Annotated in this window: 15 protein-coding genes; 6 read left to right on the top strand and 9 right to left on the bottom strand. The window is 68.5% G+C overall.

Going from position 1 to position 18,582, the window contains the following annotated elements; all coding sequences use genetic code 11:
* Positions 1–154 precede the first annotated feature (154 nt).
* Both M5E06_RS27380 and M5E06_RS27375 read left to right on the top strand, forming a co-directional pair.
* The gene (locus M5E06_RS27380) at positions 155–1,153 is read left to right on the top strand and encodes a PDR/VanB family oxidoreductase (RefSeq protein WP_252140941.1); all 999 of its coding nucleotides are present in this window, start codon (positions 155–157) and stop codon (positions 1,151–1,153) included.
* Positions 1,154–1,202: 49 nt separating this feature from the next.
* A complete protein-coding gene (locus M5E06_RS27375) occupies positions 1,203–1,628 on the top strand; it encodes a PAS domain-containing protein (RefSeq protein WP_252140940.1) in 426 nt (141 codons plus the stop codon).
* A 16-nt stretch (positions 1,629–1,644) separates the two neighbouring features.
* Here the strand turns inward: M5E06_RS27375 and M5E06_RS27370 are convergent, their stop codons facing one another.
* Entirely contained in the window at positions 1,645–3,165 is a 1,521-nt protein-coding gene (locus M5E06_RS27370; RefSeq protein ID WP_252140939.1) for an AMP-binding protein, read from the bottom strand.
* 116 nt (positions 3,166–3,281) lie between these two features.
* Positions 3,282–4,166 (bottom strand): aldo/keto reductase family oxidoreductase, encoded by an 885-nt coding sequence (locus M5E06_RS27365; protein ID WP_252140938.1) that lies wholly within the window; start codon positions 4,164–4,166, stop codon positions 3,282–3,284.
* Positions 4,167–4,259: 93 nt separating this feature from the next.
* Between M5E06_RS27365 and M5E06_RS27360 the strand changes: the two genes are divergently transcribed.
* Positions 4,260–5,168, top strand: a complete 909-nt coding sequence (locus tag M5E06_RS27360; RefSeq protein WP_252140937.1) for a LysR substrate-binding domain-containing protein — start codon at positions 4,260–4,262, stop codon at positions 5,166–5,168.
* Positions 5,169–5,253: 85 nt separating this feature from the next.
* Entirely contained in the window at positions 5,254–6,027 is a 774-nt protein-coding gene (locus M5E06_RS27355) for a M48 family metallopeptidase (RefSeq protein WP_252140936.1), read from the top strand.
* A 16-nt stretch (positions 6,028–6,043) separates the two neighbouring features.
* Here M5E06_RS27355 and M5E06_RS27350 read toward each other — a convergent pair whose 3' ends face one another.
* The 6 genes from M5E06_RS27350 to M5E06_RS27325 all read right to left on the bottom strand — a co-directional run bounded on the left by M5E06_RS27350 (position 6,044) and on the right by M5E06_RS27325 (position 14,925).
* Positions 6,044–7,666, bottom strand: a complete 1,623-nt coding sequence (locus tag M5E06_RS27350; protein WP_252140935.1) for an ATP-binding protein — start codon at positions 7,664–7,666, stop codon at positions 6,044–6,046.
* Between the two features lie 9 nt (positions 7,667–7,675).
* Entirely contained in the window at positions 7,676–9,169 is a 1,494-nt protein-coding gene (locus tag M5E06_RS27345) for a DUF7125 family protein (protein WP_252140934.1), read from the bottom strand.
* Positions 9,170–9,284: 115 nt separating this feature from the next.
* Complete coding sequence (locus M5E06_RS27340; RefSeq protein ID WP_252140933.1) at positions 9,285–11,903, bottom strand: ATP-binding protein; 2,619 nt, start codon at positions 11,901–11,903, stop codon at positions 9,285–9,287.
* 217 nt (positions 11,904–12,120) lie between these two features.
* The gene (locus M5E06_RS27335; protein ID WP_136701843.1) at positions 12,121–12,507 is read right to left on the bottom strand and encodes a response regulator transcription factor; all 387 of its coding nucleotides are present in this window, start codon (positions 12,505–12,507) and stop codon (positions 12,121–12,123) included.
* A 106-nt stretch (positions 12,508–12,613) separates the two neighbouring features.
* Positions 12,614–13,255, bottom strand: a complete 642-nt coding sequence (locus tag M5E06_RS27330; RefSeq protein ID WP_252140932.1) for a response regulator transcription factor — start codon at positions 13,253–13,255, stop codon at positions 12,614–12,616.
* A gap of 5 nt (positions 13,256–13,260) precedes the next feature.
* Entirely contained in the window at positions 13,261–14,925 is a 1,665-nt protein-coding gene (locus M5E06_RS27325; RefSeq protein ID WP_252140931.1) for a sensor histidine kinase, read from the bottom strand.
* 193 nt (positions 14,926–15,118) lie between these two features.
* On the opposite strand from M5E06_RS27325, the gene M5E06_RS27320 reads away from it, so the two are divergent.
* Complete coding sequence (locus M5E06_RS27320; protein ID WP_252140930.1) at positions 15,119–16,489, top strand: FAD-containing oxidoreductase; 1,371 nt, start codon at positions 15,119–15,121, stop codon at positions 16,487–16,489.
* A 9-nt stretch (positions 16,490–16,498) separates the two neighbouring features.
* On the opposite strand, the gene M5E06_RS27315 is transcribed toward M5E06_RS27320, so the two are convergent.
* Entirely contained in the window at positions 16,499–17,434 is a 936-nt protein-coding gene (locus M5E06_RS27315; protein ID WP_252140929.1) for a LysR family transcriptional regulator, read from the bottom strand.
* A 92-nt stretch (positions 17,435–17,526) separates the two neighbouring features.
* Here M5E06_RS27315 and M5E06_RS27310 point away from each other — a divergent pair, with 92 nt between their 5' ends.
* Positions 17,527–18,543, top strand: a complete 1,017-nt coding sequence (locus M5E06_RS27310) for an NADP-dependent oxidoreductase (RefSeq protein ID WP_252140928.1) — start codon at positions 17,527–17,529, stop codon at positions 18,541–18,543.
* Positions 18,544–18,582: the final 39 nt, after the last annotated feature.

Genomic DNA, 18,582 nt, shown 5'->3' with positions numbered 1-18,582 from the left:
TCGCCGGTGAGGTCCGCAAGCCGCGGAATTCGCGGCGGCGTTCCGGCATTTTCGCTTGACCTGAAGTTCACTTGAGGTTTTATGCTGGTTGCGTTGGATCTGGTATACCAAGCGCCAGAACCCTTCCCCACCGACGAACTTTTCAGGCAGGTAGATGATGAACACCCTTCAGCCGGAGACACTGCAGCGCCCGCCTTCGAAGACACGGACGCTGCGCGTGCATCGTCTGGAGCGGGTGGCGCCGCAGGTCATGCTGGTGGAACTGCGCGACCCTGACGGGCAGGTCCTGCCGCCGGCGGAGCCGGGTGCGCACATCGACATCCATCTGCCGGACGGGGCGGTGCGGTCCTATTCGCTGTGCGGCAATCCGGCGGACTGGCAGGCCTACAGCATCGCCGTTCTGAACGTCCCCGGGGGGCGGGGATCGCGTTTCGTCCATGGCGAACTGGAACCCGGCGCCGCCGTCGCCATCGGCCTGCCGCGCAACAATTTCCGCTTCGACGAGGCGCCGCGCTATCTGTTCATCGCCGGCGGCATCGGCATCACGCCGCTGCTGCCGATGATCCGCGCGGCGGCCGGCCGGGGCGCCGACTGGACCCTGCATTATTGTGTGCGCAGCGCCGCGGCGGCGCCGTTCCTCGGCGAACTCCGGGCCCTGCCCCATGGCCATATCGAGGTCCATGCCGCCGACGAGGGGCGGAAGCTGACGGTGGACGCGCTGCTCGCCGCGACTCCCGTCGATGTCCCGATCTACTGCTGCGGTCCGCAACGGCTGATGGAGGCGGTTGCCGCAGCGGCCCGGCCGGCGCAGGATGTCCGCTTCGAATGGTTCACGCCGCGGGTCGAGCCCGTTCGCGAAGATGGAGCCGCCGACAGCGTCAAGGACGACAGCTTCGAGGTGGTCTGCGCCCGGTCGGGCGTGACGGTTACGGTACCGCCGGGGACCAGCGTGCTGGAGGCGCTCTATGCTGCCGGCGTCACGGTCGACTCGTCTTGTGAACAGGGCATCTGCGGCACCTGCGAGACGACGGTGCTGGAGGGCGAACCCGACCACCGCGACAGCGTGCTGTCCGACGCCGAACGGGCCGCCGGCAAGACGATGATGCTGTGCGTGTCGCGTGCCCGCAGCGCAAGATTGGTGTTGGACCTGTGAGTCCGGGACACTCAACGACGACAATTCAACGATGAAGGGGAGAGCACGCATGACCGAGAACGACCTGCAACGGCTGGGGCTGGCGCTGCTGAACAGCCCGGCCGAGGCCATCGCCTATTCCGACCGCGAGGGCATCATCCGCTTCTGGAACGCCGGTGCCGAGCGGGTGTTCGGCTTCACCGCCGAAGAGGCATTGGGCCAGTCGCTCGACATCATCATCCCCGAACGGCAGCGCCAGCGCCATTGGGACGGCTATGACGAGGTGATGAAGTCGGGGGTCAGCCGCTACGGCAGCGGCGACCTGCTGTCGGTTCCGGCGACCCGCAAGGACGGCAGCCGCATCTCGGTGGAGTTCACCGTCGTGCCGCTGAAGGACGCGGACGGCGCCATGCTGGGAATGGCCGCCGTCATGCGCGACGTCTCCGCCCGCTTCGAGGAGCTGAAGGCCCTGCGCCGTCAGGCGGCCGGCCGCTGACCGGCCTTCCCCTGCACTACGCGCCGCCGGCCAGACGCGCCCGCAACTCGCGCTTCACCACCTTACCGTAGTTGTTTTTCGGCAGCGCCTCGACGAACAAGTAACGCTTGGGCCGCTTGAAGCGGGCGATGTTGGCGTTGCAATGGGCGTCGAGGCTGTCGGGCGAAATCTCGCGGCCGGCCTCGGCGACGATGAAGGCGACGACGATCTCGCCCCATTCCGGATCGGGCTGGCCGGTGACGCAGACCTCGGCGACGTCCGGGTGGCGCAGCAGCACCTCCTCGACCTCGCGCGGGTAGATGTTGGTGCCGCCGCTGATGATGACGTCCTTCGAGCGGTCGCGCAGGGTCAGGTAGCCGTGCCGGTCGAACGACCCCATGTCGCCGGTGTAGAGCCAGCCGCCGCGCAGCGCCTCGGCCGTCGCCTTGGCGTTGTTCCAATAGCCCGCCATCACCACGTCGCCGCGGCAGACGATCTCGCCCACCTCGCCGGGCGGCAGCGGGCGGCCGTCGGCATCCACCACCGCCACCTCGACGCCGCTGCGGGCGAAGCCGACCGATCCCAGCACCGCATCGTCGTCCCCGGCATGATCGCGGCGGAGCAGGGAGGTGATGGTCATCGGCGCCTCGCCCTGGCCGTAGATCTGGACGAAGACCGGCCCGAAGACCGCCAGCGACCGCCGCAGTTCCTCCACATACATCGGCCCGCCGCCATAGACGATGGAGCGCAGATTGGCCGGCCGTCGCCCGCCGCGCTCCGCCTCCAGCCGCAGCCTCTGCACCATAGTGGGGGCCAGGAAGGCGCCGCAGCCGGGGTGGCGGTCGCAGAGATCGAGGAACTCCGCCGGTTCGAAGGCCGACGAGGCCGGAACCACCTGCCGGGCGCCGCGGGCGACATAGGCCGCCATGTAGAGGCCGGAGCCGTGCGACATCGGCGCCGCGTGGAGCAGGCTGCACTCCTCGTCCACCGCCTCGACATCGGCGAGATGGGCGATGGTCATGGCCAGCAGGTTGCGGTGCGACAGCATCGCCCCCTTGGACCGGCCGGTGGTGCCGCTGGTGTAGAACAGCCAGCCCAGCGCCTGCGGATCGGGATCGACCGGCCCGGTCCACTCCTCCACCGCCGTCAGCGCCGCGTAATCGCTCCCGCCGATGACGATCCGGCGGCAGGAGGCTGCCGGCGATCCGTCAAGCGCCTGTTCCAATCCGGGGGCCAGCTTGGGCGAGACGAAGACGGTGGTCGCGGCGGAATCCTCCAGGATCTGCACCAGCTCGCGCGGATGCAGCTTGGCGTTCACCGGCGTCGCCGCCATGCCGGCCGCCCAGATGGCGAAGAATAGCTCGACATATTCCGGCACATTCTCCGTCGCGATGGCGATGCGGTCGCCCGGCTGCCCCGAGGCCCGCAGCCCGGCGGCGATGCGCAGCGCGCGCGAGCGCAGCTCCGCGAAGCTGTGGACCGGCTCGGTGCCGCGGAACACCGCCCCGCGGTCGGGGAACCGGGTTGCCGCCTGATCCAGAAGGGAGAAGAGATTCACCGGGGCTGTTCCTTTTACGGCTGATCCGCTTGAACAGCCGATTGTAGGATATGGGAACCGGTTCGGGCAGCCCCCGTTATCGACCGGCTCCCATGACAGCCTCGATGCCGCCGGGTCTATTGGACCAAGCGATCCAACAGCTCCAGGGCATCGGCGGGCAAATCCAGTTCCGCTGCCGCCAGATTTTCCCGCAGGTGACCGACCGAAGAGGTTCCCGGGATCAGCAGCACATTGGGCGCCCGCTTCAGCAACCAGGCGAGCGCCACCTGCATCGGTGTCGCGCCGAGCCGGCGGGCGACTTCCGACAGCTGGTCCGACTGCAGTGGCGAGAAGCCGCCGAGCGGGAAGAACGGCACATAGGCGATCCCCTTGCCGGCGAGGTCGTCGATCAGCGCGTCGTCCGCCCGGTGCACGAGGTTGTAGTGGTTCTGCACGCAGAGGATCTCGCAGATGCGTCGGCCTTCCTCGACTTGGCCCGCCGTGACGTTGCTGAGGCCGATGTGCCGGACCAGCCCCTGCCGCTGCAGGTCGGCCAGCACGCTCAGTTCCCGTTCGAGCGAGCCCTCGGCAGGGGAGTGGCCATGGTCGCCCCACAGCCGCAGATTGACGACGTCGAGCACGTCCAGGCCGAGATTGCGCAGATTGTCGTGCACGGCCTGCCGCAGCTCGTCGGGCGAGGCCGCCGGCAGCCAGGACGCATCGTCGCCGCGCCGGGCGCCGATCTTGGTCACGATCAGCAGATCGTCCGGATAGGGCGCCAGCGCCTCGCGGATCAGGCGGTTGGTGACATGCGGACCATAGAAGTCGCTGGTGTCGATGTGGTTCACGCCAGCTTCTATTGCATGCCGAAGCACGGCAATCGCCGCGTCATGGTCCTTCGGCGGGCCGAACACGCCGGGACCGGCAAGCTGCATGGCGCCGTAGCCGAGCCGCCTTACGGTCTTGCCGCCGAGGGTAAAACTGCCGGATTTATCGAGCTTGGATTTGTCTAGGATGGACATGATGGCCTCCGTTTTGGTCTCGGCAAATCTAGTCGCCATCGCCCTGTTCGATTAGTCTGCACAGTGTGGACGGCCTGTGCGGATCGGCGAACAATGCAGCATGACCTGGGGGACCTGAACGCCTTCGTCGCGGTGGCCCGCGCCCGTGGCTTCCGCGAAGCCGCCCGCGCCAGCAACGCCAGCGCCTCGGCCCTCAGCGAGGCCGTGCGGCGGCTGGAGGCGCAGCTGGGCGTGAGGCTGCTCAACCGGACCACGCGCAGCGTGGTGCTGACGGAGGCGGGGGAGCGTCTGCTGGCCCGGCTCGCCCCCGCATTGCGCGAGGTCGATGCCGCGCTCGACGTGGTGAACGGCTTCCGCGACCGGGTGGCGGGGACCCTCAGGCTGAATGTGCCGGTCAGCGTGGCGCGACTGGTCCTGCCGGCGATCCTGCCGCGCTTCCTCGCCGCCTATCCCGAAATCCGGGTGGAGGTGATGGCGGAAGACAGCTTCATCGACGTGCTGGCGGCCGGCTGCGACGCCGGCATCCGCTATGACGAGCGGCTGGAACAGGACATGATCGCGGTTCCAATCGGCCCCCGCGTCCAGCGTTTCGCGACCGCGGCCTCGCCCGCCTATCTCCGAGCGAGAGGACGGCCGGAGCATCCGCGCGACCTGATGGCTCATGCCTGCCTGCGCGGGCGCTTTGCCAGCGGCGCCTTTCCGCTGTGGGAGTTCGAGCGCGATGGGGAGGTGATCCGGCTCGATCCGCCCGGTCCGCTGGTGGTGGGTCCGGGAGGTGGCATGGAACTCGCGATCGACGCGGCGGTGTCCGGCGTCGGGGTGGTCCATCTGTTCGAGCAATGGCTGCGCCCGCATCTGGACAGCGGCGCGCTGGAGCCCGCTCTCGAACCCTGGTGGCAAAGCTTTTCCGGCCCCTTCCTCTATTATGCCGGGCGTCGTCTGGTGCCGGCTCCGCTTAGGGCCTTCCTCGATTTCATCAAGACCGCGGACGGGACCCGCTGATGGCTCCCCGGATGGTCAGCTTTCTTGGAACCGTCGCGGCGTGCCAGGGTTAAGCTGGAAAGCAAATGCAGGGAGCGAATCACTCATGCCGAACGAAAGGACCCGTGCGCTGCGTCTCGCGGCGATGTTGGGCGGATGCCTGGCCCTGGCCGGCTGCGGCGGTGGGGCGACGGGGCTCGGCCTCAACCTCGTCTCGCAGGAACAGCTCGCCGATCTGGGCAAGCAGGACTGGCAGCGCCTGGTCTCCTCCACGCCGGCCACCACTAACCAATCCTACCAGCGCCGGGCCGAGGAGGTGTCGGCGCGCCTGCTGCGTGCCGCCGGCCTCGACGCCTCGAAATGGGAGGTCCGCGTCTTCCAAGGTGAGGAGGCCAATGCCTACGCCCTCCCCGGCCAGAAGATCGGCGTCTATGAAGGGCTGTTCCGCTACGCCAAGAATGATGCGCAGCTGGCCGCGGTGGTCGGGCACGAGATCGCCCACAATCTGGATGCCCACGCCGCCGAGCGGGTCAGCACCCAGATGGCGTCGGAGGCGGGAGCCGGCATCGTCGGTGCCGCGCTGGGCGCAGGCGGCGTTCCCGGCAGCCAGCAGATCGCCGCGGCGCTCGGCACCGGTGCGCAATACGGCCTGATCCTGCCCTACTCGCGCAACCAGGAGTTGGAGGCCGACCGCGACGGGCTGATGCTGATGGCGCGCGCCGGCTACGACCCGCGCGAGGCCGTGGCGCTGTGGGGCAACATGCGGCAGGCCGGATCGGAACCGCCGGTGTTCCTGTCCACCCACCCCGGCATCGACGACCGCATCGGCCAAATGAACCGCCTGATGCCGGAGGCGCTGAAACTCTACGCGCCGAAATGACGACCCATCCGACGCGTCATTCCGGCAGCATGACCGTCAGGCAATCGGCGATCTGTTGGGGGGAGAAGGGCTTGCGCAGCAGGCGCACCGCCTCCCCAAAATCCGGCGTGTCGGCATAGCCGGTGACGATCAGCGCCGGTATTCCGGGGCGCAATTGCCGGGCGCCCCGCACCACGGCGGCGCCGTTCATGCCGGGCATGGCGAAGTCAGTGACCAGGGCGTCGATCTCCGCCCCGTCGCTGAGAACCGCCAGGGCCTCCTCGCCGCTGTCCGCCTCGATGACCCGGTGCCCGAGGTTCTCAAGCAGCGCCATCGTCCCCATCCGCACGATCGCATCATCCTCCACCAGCAGGATGGTGCGCCCGGCGCCGGGTTCGACCTCGGCAGCGGGCGCATCCGGCATGGCGGTGCCGGTGGAAGCGCTGGGCAGGTACAGGGTGATCGCGGTTCCGGCGCCCGGCGTGCTGTCGATGTGGATGCCGCCGCCGGACTGCGTCGCCATGCCATGGACCATCGACAGGCCGAGCCCCGATCCCTTGCCGATCGGCTTGGTGGTGAAGAACGGCTCGAAAACATGCGGCATCACCGTCGGATCGATCCCGCTGCCGGTATCCTCCACCCGGATCGCCACATAGGTCCCGGACGCCAGTTCCACCGGTATCGTCCCATTGCCGTCACTGCCGATCTCAGCGACGAATGCCGTCATCGACAGCCGCCCACCCGCAGGCATCGCGTCGCGTGCATTGATGACGAGGTTCGGGATGGCGGATTCGAACTGGGCCCGGTCGATCAGCGCCGCGGGAAGTCCGGGCGGCACCTCGATCATGACGGCGATCTGGCCGCCCAGCGTGCGCTCCAGCAGCGAGCCCATGCCGGAAAGCAGCTTCCCCAAATCGGTAGCCTCGGGCATCAGCATCTGGCGCCGCGCGAAGGACAGCAGCGACTGCGTCAGCCATGCCCCCCGCTCGATCGAGCGGTTGGCCGCCTCGAACAACTGGCGCGGAGTGCCGTCGGGCACCGTGGGCTCCAGAGCGGCAAGGCAGCTGACGATGCCCTGCAGCAGGTTGTTGAAATCATGCGCCACACCGCCGGTCAGCTGCCCGAGCGCCTCCATTTTCTGGGCCTGGACCAGGGCCGATTCGGCCCGCCGCCGGTCGGCCATCTCAGTCTGCAATGCCCGTGTCCGGTCGGCGACCCGCTCCTCCAGATGACTGGTGGCCTTGGTGATCTCTTCCAGATGGCTGCGGGTCCGGTACTGGCGCGTCCGGCTGCGCAGCGCGGCCTGGGCAGCACTCTGCAGCGCCTCACGGTGCAGCGGCCGGTCGAGCAGCGTGACGTTGCCGAGCGATTGAAAGAACTCCTGACGGCCGCGGCCGGCCCTCCGGCTGCCGCGCGAGGTCAGGATCACGATAGGCAGGTCCGACCAGGGGGATTGGTCCTCCAGCCACGCCGCCAGGGGATCGACATCGCCGAGCGCCCCTTCCGACAGCATCAGCGCCGTGGTCCGATCGCCAAGGCTTCGGCAAAGCGCCGCCATGTCCGCGCAGGATTGCGTTTCCATGCCGATCTCGCCGAGGACCGAGCCGATCACTTCGGCATCCCGCCCTTCCGGGGCCAGGACAAGGATGGATGTGCGCATCGGCGTCGATCACCCGCCCTCTGCATGGCCGCGGAGCAGAGGTTCCACCGGGCCGTCATAGTGCGGCACCCCCGTCAGCACGCCGCGGAATTCCATCAGCTGCGGGCCGACCTGCATGCCGTCCGGGAACAGCCGGAACTCGCGGATCGACAGTTCGTGGATGCCAGTGCGCTTCTTGACCACCGAAATCGCCTTGCGCACCTCGCCCCCGGCTTCGAAGAAGCGCAGCAGGACCACGGTGTCGCTCATGAAGGAGAGGTCGACGGGGTTCTGCACGTCGCCGATGATGCCCTGCTGGGCCAGGACCAGGATGGTCACCACGCCCTTGTTGTTCAGATAGGTCAGCAGTTCGTGCATCTGCAGGATCAGCGCCTGCTCCTCCGGCATGGTGCTGAGGTAGGAGTTCAGGCTGTCGATCACCACGATGCGGGCATCGCGATCCTCGACCTCGCGGCGGACCTGCCAGACGAACTGGCCCGGCGACAGGCGGGACGGGTTGGCGCGCTGCCAGCCGACGTGCTTCCGGTGCACGGCCTCGACGATGTCGATCCCCAGCGCGATGCTGCGCAATTCCAGCGTCTTGAAATTCTCGTCGAACGAGAAATAGGCGGCATGTTCGCCGCGCCTGACCGCCGCCGCGACATATTGCAGGGCGATGGAGGATTTCCCGACCCCCGACGGCCCGACCAGCATCGTTGTGGTCCCCTGAGTCAGCCCGCCGCCCATCAGCGCGTCCATGGCCGGCAGTCCGCTTTCCATCCCCTCCGGCTCGAAGTCGCTGCGATGCTCCTCCGCGATCAGGCTGGGGAAGACCAGGACATTGCGTTCGGTGATGGCGAAGTCGTGCCAGCCGCTCTGGTACTCGGCGCCCCGCATCTTGGCGATGCGCAGGCGGCGGCGAGCCGCGCCGTAGGAGCGTTCGCTCTGCTCCAGCGCGATCACGCTGTGCACCAGACTGTGCAGTTCCGTGGTGCTTTCCTGATGGGTCAGGTCGTCGAGGATCAGGGTGGTGCAGCGGCGGCCCTGCAGGTACTGCTTGAGCGCGAGGATCTGCCGGCGGTAGCTGAGTTGATCCTGGGTGAGCAGCCGCAGTTCCGACACGGTGTCGATCACCAGCACTTCGGGGTTCTGCTCCTCGATACGGTCGATGATCAGGCTCACCGTCTCGCCCAGTTCCACTTCGGACGGGTAGAGCACGCTCTGCTGGCGATCCAGCTGCGCTTCGATCGGCACGATGTCGAATACCGGGATGCCGTCCAGCGACCAGCCGTGGCTGGCGGCGGTCGCCTCCAGTTCCGGCGCGCTTTCCGACAGCGTGATGTAGAGACCCTTCCTGCCCTCTTCCCGCGCCTGCAGCAGAAGCTGCAAGGCGATGGTCGTCTTCCCGGTGCCCGGTGCGCCTTCCAGCAGATGTATTCGGCCGCGCGGCAGACCACCGCGTAAAATCAGGTCGAACTCCGGAATTCCGGTCTGCACTTTATCAATCGGGATCGGCTTAGGCACCAACGGCTCCTTCACTTTCATGTCTGCAGACAAACACGGCGCAGGCGAAATGTTCCGTCGGTTCTAATGTACGGCTCGAAAATTGGCTGGGAGTGTCATTGCTCCCACCGATAACTCAGAGGTCCGCTGACGGTCGACCGGCGCCGTCGGCGACCGCTGTTCGGTCTTCGCCATCGCTCCCCGCCAGATGCCGGTTGAGCGCCGCGGCCAGCGTGCGCGGGGTGACCGGCTTGTGTAGCAGGTGGAAACCGTATCTGAGCGCATCGTTCTGCGGTTCGGTGCCGATCTCCCCGGTGACGATCAGGCCGGGAATGCCCGGATCGTGCATCGCGCGGATGCGCAGGATCGCCTCCGTGCCGATGCGCTTGTCCCGCAGGCGATAGTCGACGATGAGGATGTCCGGCCGCCGCCCGTCCCGTTCCAGGCTCTCCACTGCATGGTCGGTGGAATCGGCGGCGATCACGTCGAAATTCCAGGCGTGAAGGATGCTTTCCATTCCGGCCAGGACGATGGGGTCGTCGTCGACGACCACCGCCAGCCGCGTTTCCCCCCGCTCCGGCGGTGCTGGCGCCGCTTCGGCGGGCTGGGGTTCCGCGGCGCGGTCTTCGGTGGCGAGCGGCACGGCGATGCTGAACAGCGACCCCTGCCCGGACTGTGAATGCACGGTGACGGGATGATCCAGCAGGTCCGACAGGCGGCAGACGATCGCCAACCCCAGCCCCAGCCCCTGGTTGCGGTCCCGCTCGGGATTCTCGATCTGATACAGTTCTTCGAAGACGCGGTGGATCTGATCGGCCGGGATGCCGCATCCGCTGTCGCGAACCCCGATCAGCAGATGATCGGCCTGCAGGGTGCATTCGACCGTGACCCCACCCCGGTCGGTGTAGCGGATGGCGTTCTCCACCAGATTGCGCAGCATGCGGCCGAGCAGGACGCGGTCGCTGCGGATCGCCGTGTGGCAGGGCACCACCCGCCAGTCCAACCCCTTTTCCTGGGCGAGCGGCGCATAGGCGTCGTCCAGGCTCCTCAGCAGATCCGACGCGCGGAACTCCTCCAGCTGCGGCGCCACGATGCCGGCGTCCAGACGGGAGATGTCGAGCAGCCCGTCCAGCAGCCCCTTGAGAATTTCCAGACCATGCTGGAGACGGCCCAGCGCGTCTAGTCCGGGGCCGTCGGTCAGGTGCGGGCGCAGCACCTCGGCGAACAGCAGGATCGACTGCATCGGCTGGCGGAGATCGTGGCTGGCGGCGGCGAGAAAGCGGCTCTTGCTGCGGCCGGCTTCCTCCGCCGCGTCACGGGCGCGGTGGATGTCGTGGATGTCGACCGCGCCGCCATACCAGGCGACGATCCGTCCGCCCTGGTGGATCGGATGGGTGCGGCTGAGATGCCACCGGTAGGCTCCGTCGGCCCGGCGCAGTCGCAGTTCGTATTCGTGCGGCGCGCCGACGGCGATGGCGCGGGCGCGGATCGCCTGGACATGCCCGACATCGTCCGGATGGAGGTCTTCCATCCGGTTGGCCTCGGTCGTCATGCGGCCGGTGTAGGCGCGGAAGGCAGCGTTGACGAACTCCAGCGTGCCGTCCGGATGGTTCACCCACATCATGTGCGGCGCGTTTTCGACCAGGGCGCGGAGCCGTTCCTCGCTGGCGCGCAACGCGACGGACGCCGCCTCGTTGGCTTGCATCTGCCGGTCGAGGTCTTCGGCCAGCGCATCGAACGACAGCCCGAGCCGGCTCATTTCCGGGCCGTCCACCGCGCCGACGCGGGCGGAGCGGTCACCGGAACGCCAGCGTTCGGTCGCTGCGATCAACGCCGTCACCGGCTGATGGATATGGCGTTTGGCGATCAGGTACGCCGCCAGCAGGCCCAGCACCAGCGTGGCGGCGATCCAGATCAGCGACCGTTCCAGCGCGTCGTCGATGCTGCCCATCGCAGCGTCATGGTCGATGCCGATGGCCACGAAGATATGCCGGACCCCGGCGGACAGCGGCACATAGGCGAACACCCGCTCGACGCCGTCGATCCCCATCATTTGGGCAGTGCCCACGGCATCGGCGTCCAGCAGGGGGCGGAACCGCTGCGGAAGTACGGTGCCGACAAGTCCGGTACTTGCCGGCACGTGGGCCAGCACGGTGCCGTTGCCGTCGGCCACCAGCAGCGACGCATTGTCGGGAAGGGGATGTTCGGAAAGATAGCGTTCGAGCCAGCCGAGATCGATCAGCGCCGTGACCACGCCGATCGGCGGACCATCGGCGCTGTTGCGGCGGATCGGCAGGCCGAACGGCATGGCGGGCTTGCCGTTGTGCCGCTGCCGGATGAACTCGCCGACGGTGAAGCCGCCGCTTTCCAGGGCGGCGCGCACATGCATCCGGTCGGCGATGGTCCGTCCGGCCAGGGCCGCGTTGGTGGAGCAGAGGATGACCCCGTCCGTGCCGGTGAGGTTGATCGACAGGTAATCCGCGATCCGTGCGCCGGTGCGCGTCAGCAGCGCCTGACAGGCCGACGCATCGAGAGCCTGCGCGGCCGACGTCTCGGCCAGCAGTTCCAGCATCTGGCGCACGCCTTCGACGAGGCGCTGCTGCTCGCCGCCGAGCAGGCTGAGAAGCTGCAGCGCATGCTCGTGGATTTCCTCCGAACGCTGGCGGCGCAGGTCGATCTGGTTCCAGACCTCCAGGGCGCAGACCGGTACCAGGGCCAGGAACACGAGCAGCAGCAGGCGGATCAGGAAGCTCATGGCGCTCCAATCCCGGCCTTGGTGCTGTGGGTTGCGACCGTCATTGCTCCGTCTCCCGTCCGGCCCCGCTCAATCCTTAACCGTCAGGGATTGCCGAACGCTGCCATGCGATCGCCATTTGCGGCCCGGCAGGTTCGTTGGGAAATCGACGGAGCACAACAGATCAGAAGAGGGAGCGATCGGGTTGCCCCGCACACGCGCAGGCCGCCCCCGGCCGTCACCCCGCCGCGATGGCGCTGTTCAGCGAGGCGATCAGGATGTGGGCGTCCACCGGCTTGCCCAGCACGTCGCGGGCGCCGCCGCCGATGGCCCGCGCCCGCGTGGTCTCGTCGGCATAGGAGGTCATGAACAGGATCGGCGGATGTCCACCGCCGTCGGCGTTCAGCCGCTCCTGCATCTCCAGCCCGGACAGGCCGGGCATGCGGACGTCCAGGATGATGCAGTCGATATCGCCGCGGTCGGCGCTGGTCAGGAATTGCGCCAGGAAATCCTCGGCGGAGACGAAGGACCGGCAGCGGAAGCCGACGGACCGCAGCAGGTCGTCCAGCGCCTCGCGGATCGCCTCGTCGTCATCGACCACCGCTATCAGGGGTGCGTTGGACAATTCGTGATGCCTCGACCGGATGGTGGCGCCGTTCCCTGGCGCCACGCGCATCCTAGCCGGACGGGACCGCGGGGAGATACCACACCTAGGTCTACCCGTCGGGGGCCTATTCCTCCGGGTCCAGCACCTCCGCCTTGCGGACGAGGTCGGCGACCGAGCGCACCTGCATCTTCCGCATCACCTTGCCGCGGTGAAGCTTCACCGTCACCTCGCTGATGCCGAGATCGCCGGCGATCTGCTTGTTCAGCCGGCCCTTGACCACCTCGGCCATCACCTCGCGCTCCCGCGGGGTCAGGGTCGCGGCCAGCGATTCCACCGTCATCGCAGCGGCCCGATCGCGCCGCCTGGACCGGTCGCGGGCGATCGCGGCCTCCACCGCGTCCAGCATGTCCTGGTCGCGGAAGGGCTTGATGAGGAAATCCGTCGCCCCCGCCTTCATCGCCCGCACCGACATCGGCACGTCGGCGAAACCGGTCATGAAGACGATGGGCAGCGCGATGCCCAGGCTGTCCAGCCTGGTCTGGAACTCCAGCCCGCCCAGGCCGGGAAGCCGCACGTCCAGGATCAGGCAGCCCAGCCGGTCGGGAACCGCCGCCGCCAGCAGTTCGGCCGTGCTGCCGAAGGCGAGGCTTTCGATGCCGACCGACCGCAGCAAATCGACCACCGCCTCCCGCATGCCGGCATCGTCATCCACGACGAGAACCAGCGGGTCGTTCGTGAGAGGGGATGGGGCGGGGCTTTGTGGCATGGCGGTCAGTCCTCTCGTGCCGGCGCCGGCGGAACGGCCGGCGATGCGGAAAACGCGGGCAGCGGCCTGGAAGATGCCGGGGGCTCGGGCAAAGCCGCGGGTATGGTGAATTCGAACACCGCCCCACCTTCCGCATGGTTGTGCGCGGTAAGCGTGCCGCCGCAGGATTCGACGGTGGACCGGCAGATCGACAGCCCCATGCCCATGCCGTCCGGCCGGGTGGTGAAGAAGGGATCGAACAGGCGGGCGCGGCTGGCCTCGTCGATGCCCCGGCCGCGGTCGCGGACAGCCACCCTCACCTCGTTGCCGTCCCCCGCACGCTCGACAGTGACGGTCAGTTCGCGGCGCGGGCTCCCCGCCTCCGCCATGGCGTGCAGGCCATTGGTGACGAGGTTGACCAGCACCTGCTGCAAGCCGACCCGATTGCCCCGCACCGTCGGCACGTCGGGCGCGAACCCGGTGACCAGCACCGTCGCGGCGGCCGACAACTCGCGCTCCAGCAGCAGCGCCACCTCCTCCACCAGTTGGCGCAGGTCGATGGTCTCGTCGCAGCGGGTGTTTTTGACCAGCATGCCGCGGGTCCGCTGGACGATGTCGGCGGCGCGCTTGCCGTCGCGGACGATGCGGTCCGCCGCCTTGACGGCGGTCTCGACGTCCGGCGGGTCTCGGCGCAGCCAGCGCAGGCAGGCCTGCGCGTTCAGCACGATGGCGCCCAGCGGCTGGTTCAGCTCGTGGGCGATGGAGGCGGACAAAGCGCCCAGCGTGGCGGCGCGCGCCGCGCGGGCGAGTTCCGCCTGCGCCGCCAATAGCGCCTCCTGCGTGCGTTCGCGCTGGGTGATGTCGACGACGCCGACCACGACCCGGTCGAAGCCGACACCGTCGTCCGGAAAGCTGATGCCCAGCAGCACCGTCAGGGTGCGCCCGTCGGCGGCGATCAGCTGCGCCCGCCCCTCGAAGCGGTCGCGCCGCTCCCAAAGCGCCAGGAGTATCTGCGGCAGCGCCGGATCCTCGGCGGGAAGGAAGCGTTCGAGCGGCCCCAGCACCTCCGCCCGTGCGGTGGCGCCCAGCAGTTCCAGGGTGGCGTCGTTGACGTTGGTGGTGACGACCGACGCCCCCATCTCCCGCGCCCAGCCGGGATTGGCCTGCGCATGGGCGGCGATGTCCGTCACCCCGTCCGCCCGCAGCGCGTCGAGCGCCGCCGTCACGGCGGTGAAATCCTGTTCCCACAGCGAGATGCGCGCCTGCTCGAACATGCCGCGATAACGCCGTTCGCTGCGCGCCAGCGCGTTGTTGGCCCGGACCAGCAATGCCCGCGAGTCATGGTCCCGCACCAGCAGCGCACCGGTGATCAGGATGGCCGCCAGCGAAACGCCGCAGCGCAGCACCGACGACAGGTCCATGTCGTGCCAGTGCGACAGGAAGAAGGACAGCACCGCCAGCAGCGCGCAGCCGGCCGCCACCCGCAGGATCCCCCGCCGGGACAGCGCGGTGGCCGCCAGGAGAAGCACCAGGACATACAGGACCGCGATGGCGCTTTCGATGTCGGTGAAGGTGTCGATGACGAACACGGTCAGCGCCAGCGGAATCGCCAGCACGCCCAGCCGCCGCTCGGCCGCCCGGCCCGCCGCCTGCGAACCGCTCCACTCCGCGCCCGCCCAATCCGCGCCCATGCGCCCGTCTCCAACCTCGGGATGTGCCGTTCCCATTCCCGCAGCTTGCCTGCCGATGCATCCCGCTTCTTGAACGATCTGGACGTGCCGGCACCAGTCATACCTTGGGTTGGTTGAGAAGGCCGCGGAACCGGCGCTACCATCCTTCCCCACGCCTTTCCCCAACGAACGCATCAGGCCGCAGGAGCCCGCCATGGTCGACGCCATCATCATCGGAGCCGGCCAGGCCGGACCGCCGCTCGCCGAACGCCTCACCGCCGCCGGCATGAGCGTGGCCGTCATCGAACGCAAGCTATTCGGCGGCACCTGCGTCAACACCGGCTGCACCCCGACCAAGACGCTGATCGCCAGCGCCCGCGTGGCGCGGATGGCCCAGCGCGCCGCCGAATATGGCGTGATGCTGGACGGCCCGTTGCGCATCGACATGGCGCGGGTCAAGGCGCGGAAGGACGCCGTCTCCGGCCGCTCGCGCCAGAATGTCGAGCGCTGGCTGCGCGGCATGCCGAACTGCCGCGTTCTGCAGGGCCATGCCCGCTTCGAATCGGCCAACAGCGTGCGCGTCGGCGACGAGCTGCTGACGGCCGAGCGCATCTTCCTCAATGTCGGCGCCCGTGCCGCGGTGCCGGACATGCCGGGCATCCATGACGTCGATATTCTCACCAGCGGCACCATCCTCGACCTCGACCATGTGCCGCGGCATCTGGTGGTGGTCGGCGGCAGCTACATCGGCCTGGAATTCGCCCAGATGTACCGCCGGTTCGGCGCCGAGGTGACGGTGGTGGAGAAGGGGGAGCGTCTGATCGCCCGCGAGGACCCCGACGTCTCCGACGCCATCCGGGAGCTGCTGGAGAAAGAGGGGGTGACCGTCCGCCTGTCGGCCGACTGCATCCGCTTCGCTCCCCACGCCGACGGCATCGAGGTCGGGGTGAATTGCACCTCCGGCAGCCCGTCGGTGGTGGGAAGCCATGTGCTGCTGGCGGTCGGGCGCACGCCCAACACCGGCGACCTCGGCCTCGACCGCGCCGGGGTGGCGATGGATTCCCGCGGCTATGTCACGGTGGACGACCGGCTGCGCACCAACGTGCCGGGCATCTGGGCGATGGGCGACTGCAACGGGCGCGGCGCCTTCACCCACACCGCCTACAATGATTTCGAGATCGTCGCCGCCAACCTGCTGGACGAGGATCCGCGCAGCGTCGACGACCGCATCCAGGCCTATGCGCTCTACACCGACCCGCCGCTCGCCCGCGTCGGCATGACCGACGAGGCGGTCCGCCGCTCCGGCCGGCGGGCGCTGGTCGGCCAGCGGCCGATGACCCGCGTCGGCCGCGCGGTGGAAAAGGGCGAGGCCGACGGCTTCATGCGGATCGTCGTCGATGCCGACAGCCAGGAGATCCTCGGCGCTGCGATTCTCGGCCCCGGCGGCGACGAGGCGATCCACGGCGTCCTCGACATGATGTACGCCAAGGCGCCCTACCCCACCCTGCAACGCGCCGTCCACATCCACCCCACCGTAGCCGAACTGCTGCCGACCCTGCTGGGCGAACTGAAGCCGCTGGAGTGACGGAAAGGCTCAGGCCGGAAAGCCGGCTGCCGTCATCCGCTCCTGAAACACCTCGTGCAACAGGGCCAGGAAGGCGCGCACCGCCGGGTTGGTGTGGCGGCTTTCCGGCCAGAGCGCCGTGATGTTGTTCCGCTCGACCGCGAAGTCCGGCAGGACCGGGACCAGCTCGCCGCGCGCCACCAGAGGGCCGGCGATGAAGGTCGCGGCCATGCCGATGCCTCCGCCGGCCGCCAGTGCTGCGACCAGCGCGTCGCTGACGTCGACAACGATGCCGGCCGGCGGCACGACCTCCACCAGCCGTCCGCCGATGAGGAAGGGCCAGCGCAGCGCCTGCCCCGTGCTCTGAAAGCGCAGAAGGACGGTGTCATGCCCGTCCAGCTCGTCGGGGTGCATCGGCATGCCGCGCGCCGCCAGATAGTCCGGCGAGGCGAAGCAGCAGAGCCGGTACGGCGCCAGCCGGCGCGACAGCAGCCCTGAATCCGCCAGCTCGCCGATACGCACGGCGACGTCGATCCGCTCCTCGACGATGTCGACCATGCGGTCGTTCAGGCGCAGATCGACCGTCACCTTTGGGTGAAGCTTGCGGAAGGCGGGCAATGCCGGCGCGATCACATGGACGCCGATCGGCAGTGGAGCCGCGACCCGCAGGGTGCCGGACGGCTCGGATCGCGCCGCCATGGCCGCCTGCTCGATCTCCTCCGCGTCGCGCAGCAGTCTTACCGCGCGTTCATGCAACTCACGCCCCTCCGGCGTCAGGCTCAGCGAGCGCGTGGTGCGGGTGAACAGCGAGACCCCGAGCCGCTGCTCCAGCCGCTGCACGCTCTTGCTGACGGCGGAGGGTGAGATCGACAGAGAGCGGGCGGCGGCGGTGAAGCTGCCCAGCGATCCGGCGCGCGCGAATGCGATCAGCCCGGTCAGCCGTTCCAGGCCAATTTGTTCCTTCATGGCATAATTGAACCGATATCCAGGCCGATTATCAATCACGAACCGCCGATCATATGCTCGTCCAGGTCCGATCCTCTCCCAAGGAGTCTGAGATGAGCGAAATGATGAAAGCGGTGCGGCTGCACGCCTTCGGCGGTCCGGAGGTCCTGGTCTATGAAGACGCGCCGAAACCCCGGGCGAAAGCGGGCGAGGTCCTGGTCCGTGTCCACGCGGTGGGCCTCAATCCCCCCGACTGGTATCTGCGCGACGGCTACCGGATGCTTCCGTCCGAATGGCGGCCGAAGGTCTCCTTCCCCATCATCCCCGGAACCGACATTTCTGGCATGGTCGAAGCGGTCGGCGATGATGTCGGGACCGTCGCGGTCGGCGACGAGGTCTATGCGATGGTCCGCTTCCCCGTCGGCCTCGCCGGCGACAGCCGGGCGTATGCCGAGTATGTCAGCGTCCCGGCATCGGAGGTCGGGATCAAGCCGCCGGGCATCGACCATGTGCATGCCGCCGCGGCGCCGATGTCGCTGCTGACCGCATGGCAGTTCCTGGTCGATCTCGGCCATGACCAGCCGAATCCGCTCCAGCCGGATCAGCATCGGCCGGTGCCGCTCGCCGGCAGGACCGTACTGGTGAACGGCGCCGGCGGCGGCGTCGGGCATCTGGCTCTGCAGATCGCGAAATGGAAGGGTGCGCACGTCATCGCCGTGGCTTCCGGCCGGCACGAGGCGCTGCTGCGCGATCTCGGCGCCGACGAGGTCATCGACTACACCAGGACCAGGCCCGAGGACGTCGTGCGCGGGGCCGATCTCGTCATTGACGCGGTCGGCGGCCCGGCCAGCCGCCGTTTCCTGCCGACGCTGAAGCGCGGCGGCGCCCTGTTCCCGATTTTCCCGCTGGGCTTCGACGCCGGTAGGGAAGCGGCGGAGCTGGGCGTCACCGTGTCGGCCACCCAGGTCCGGTCGAACGGCGCCCAGTTGACGGAAATCGGAAAGCTCCTCGACGACGGCACCATCCGCGTGGTCATCGACAGCGTCTTCCCGCTGGCCGATGCACGGAAGGCGCACGAGCGCGCCGCCGATGGCCATGTCCAGGGCAAGATCGTCCTCACCGTCGGCTGACTACGCAGCACGGCAGCCACGCCCAAGCTGGCCTTGCAA

This window comes from Azospirillum sp. A1-3 (genome assembly GCF_023806445.1).
Classification (GTDB): Bacteria; Pseudomonadota; Alphaproteobacteria; order Azospirillales; family Azospirillaceae; genus Azospirillum.
This window is presented reverse-complemented; position numbering and strand designations above follow the sequence as displayed.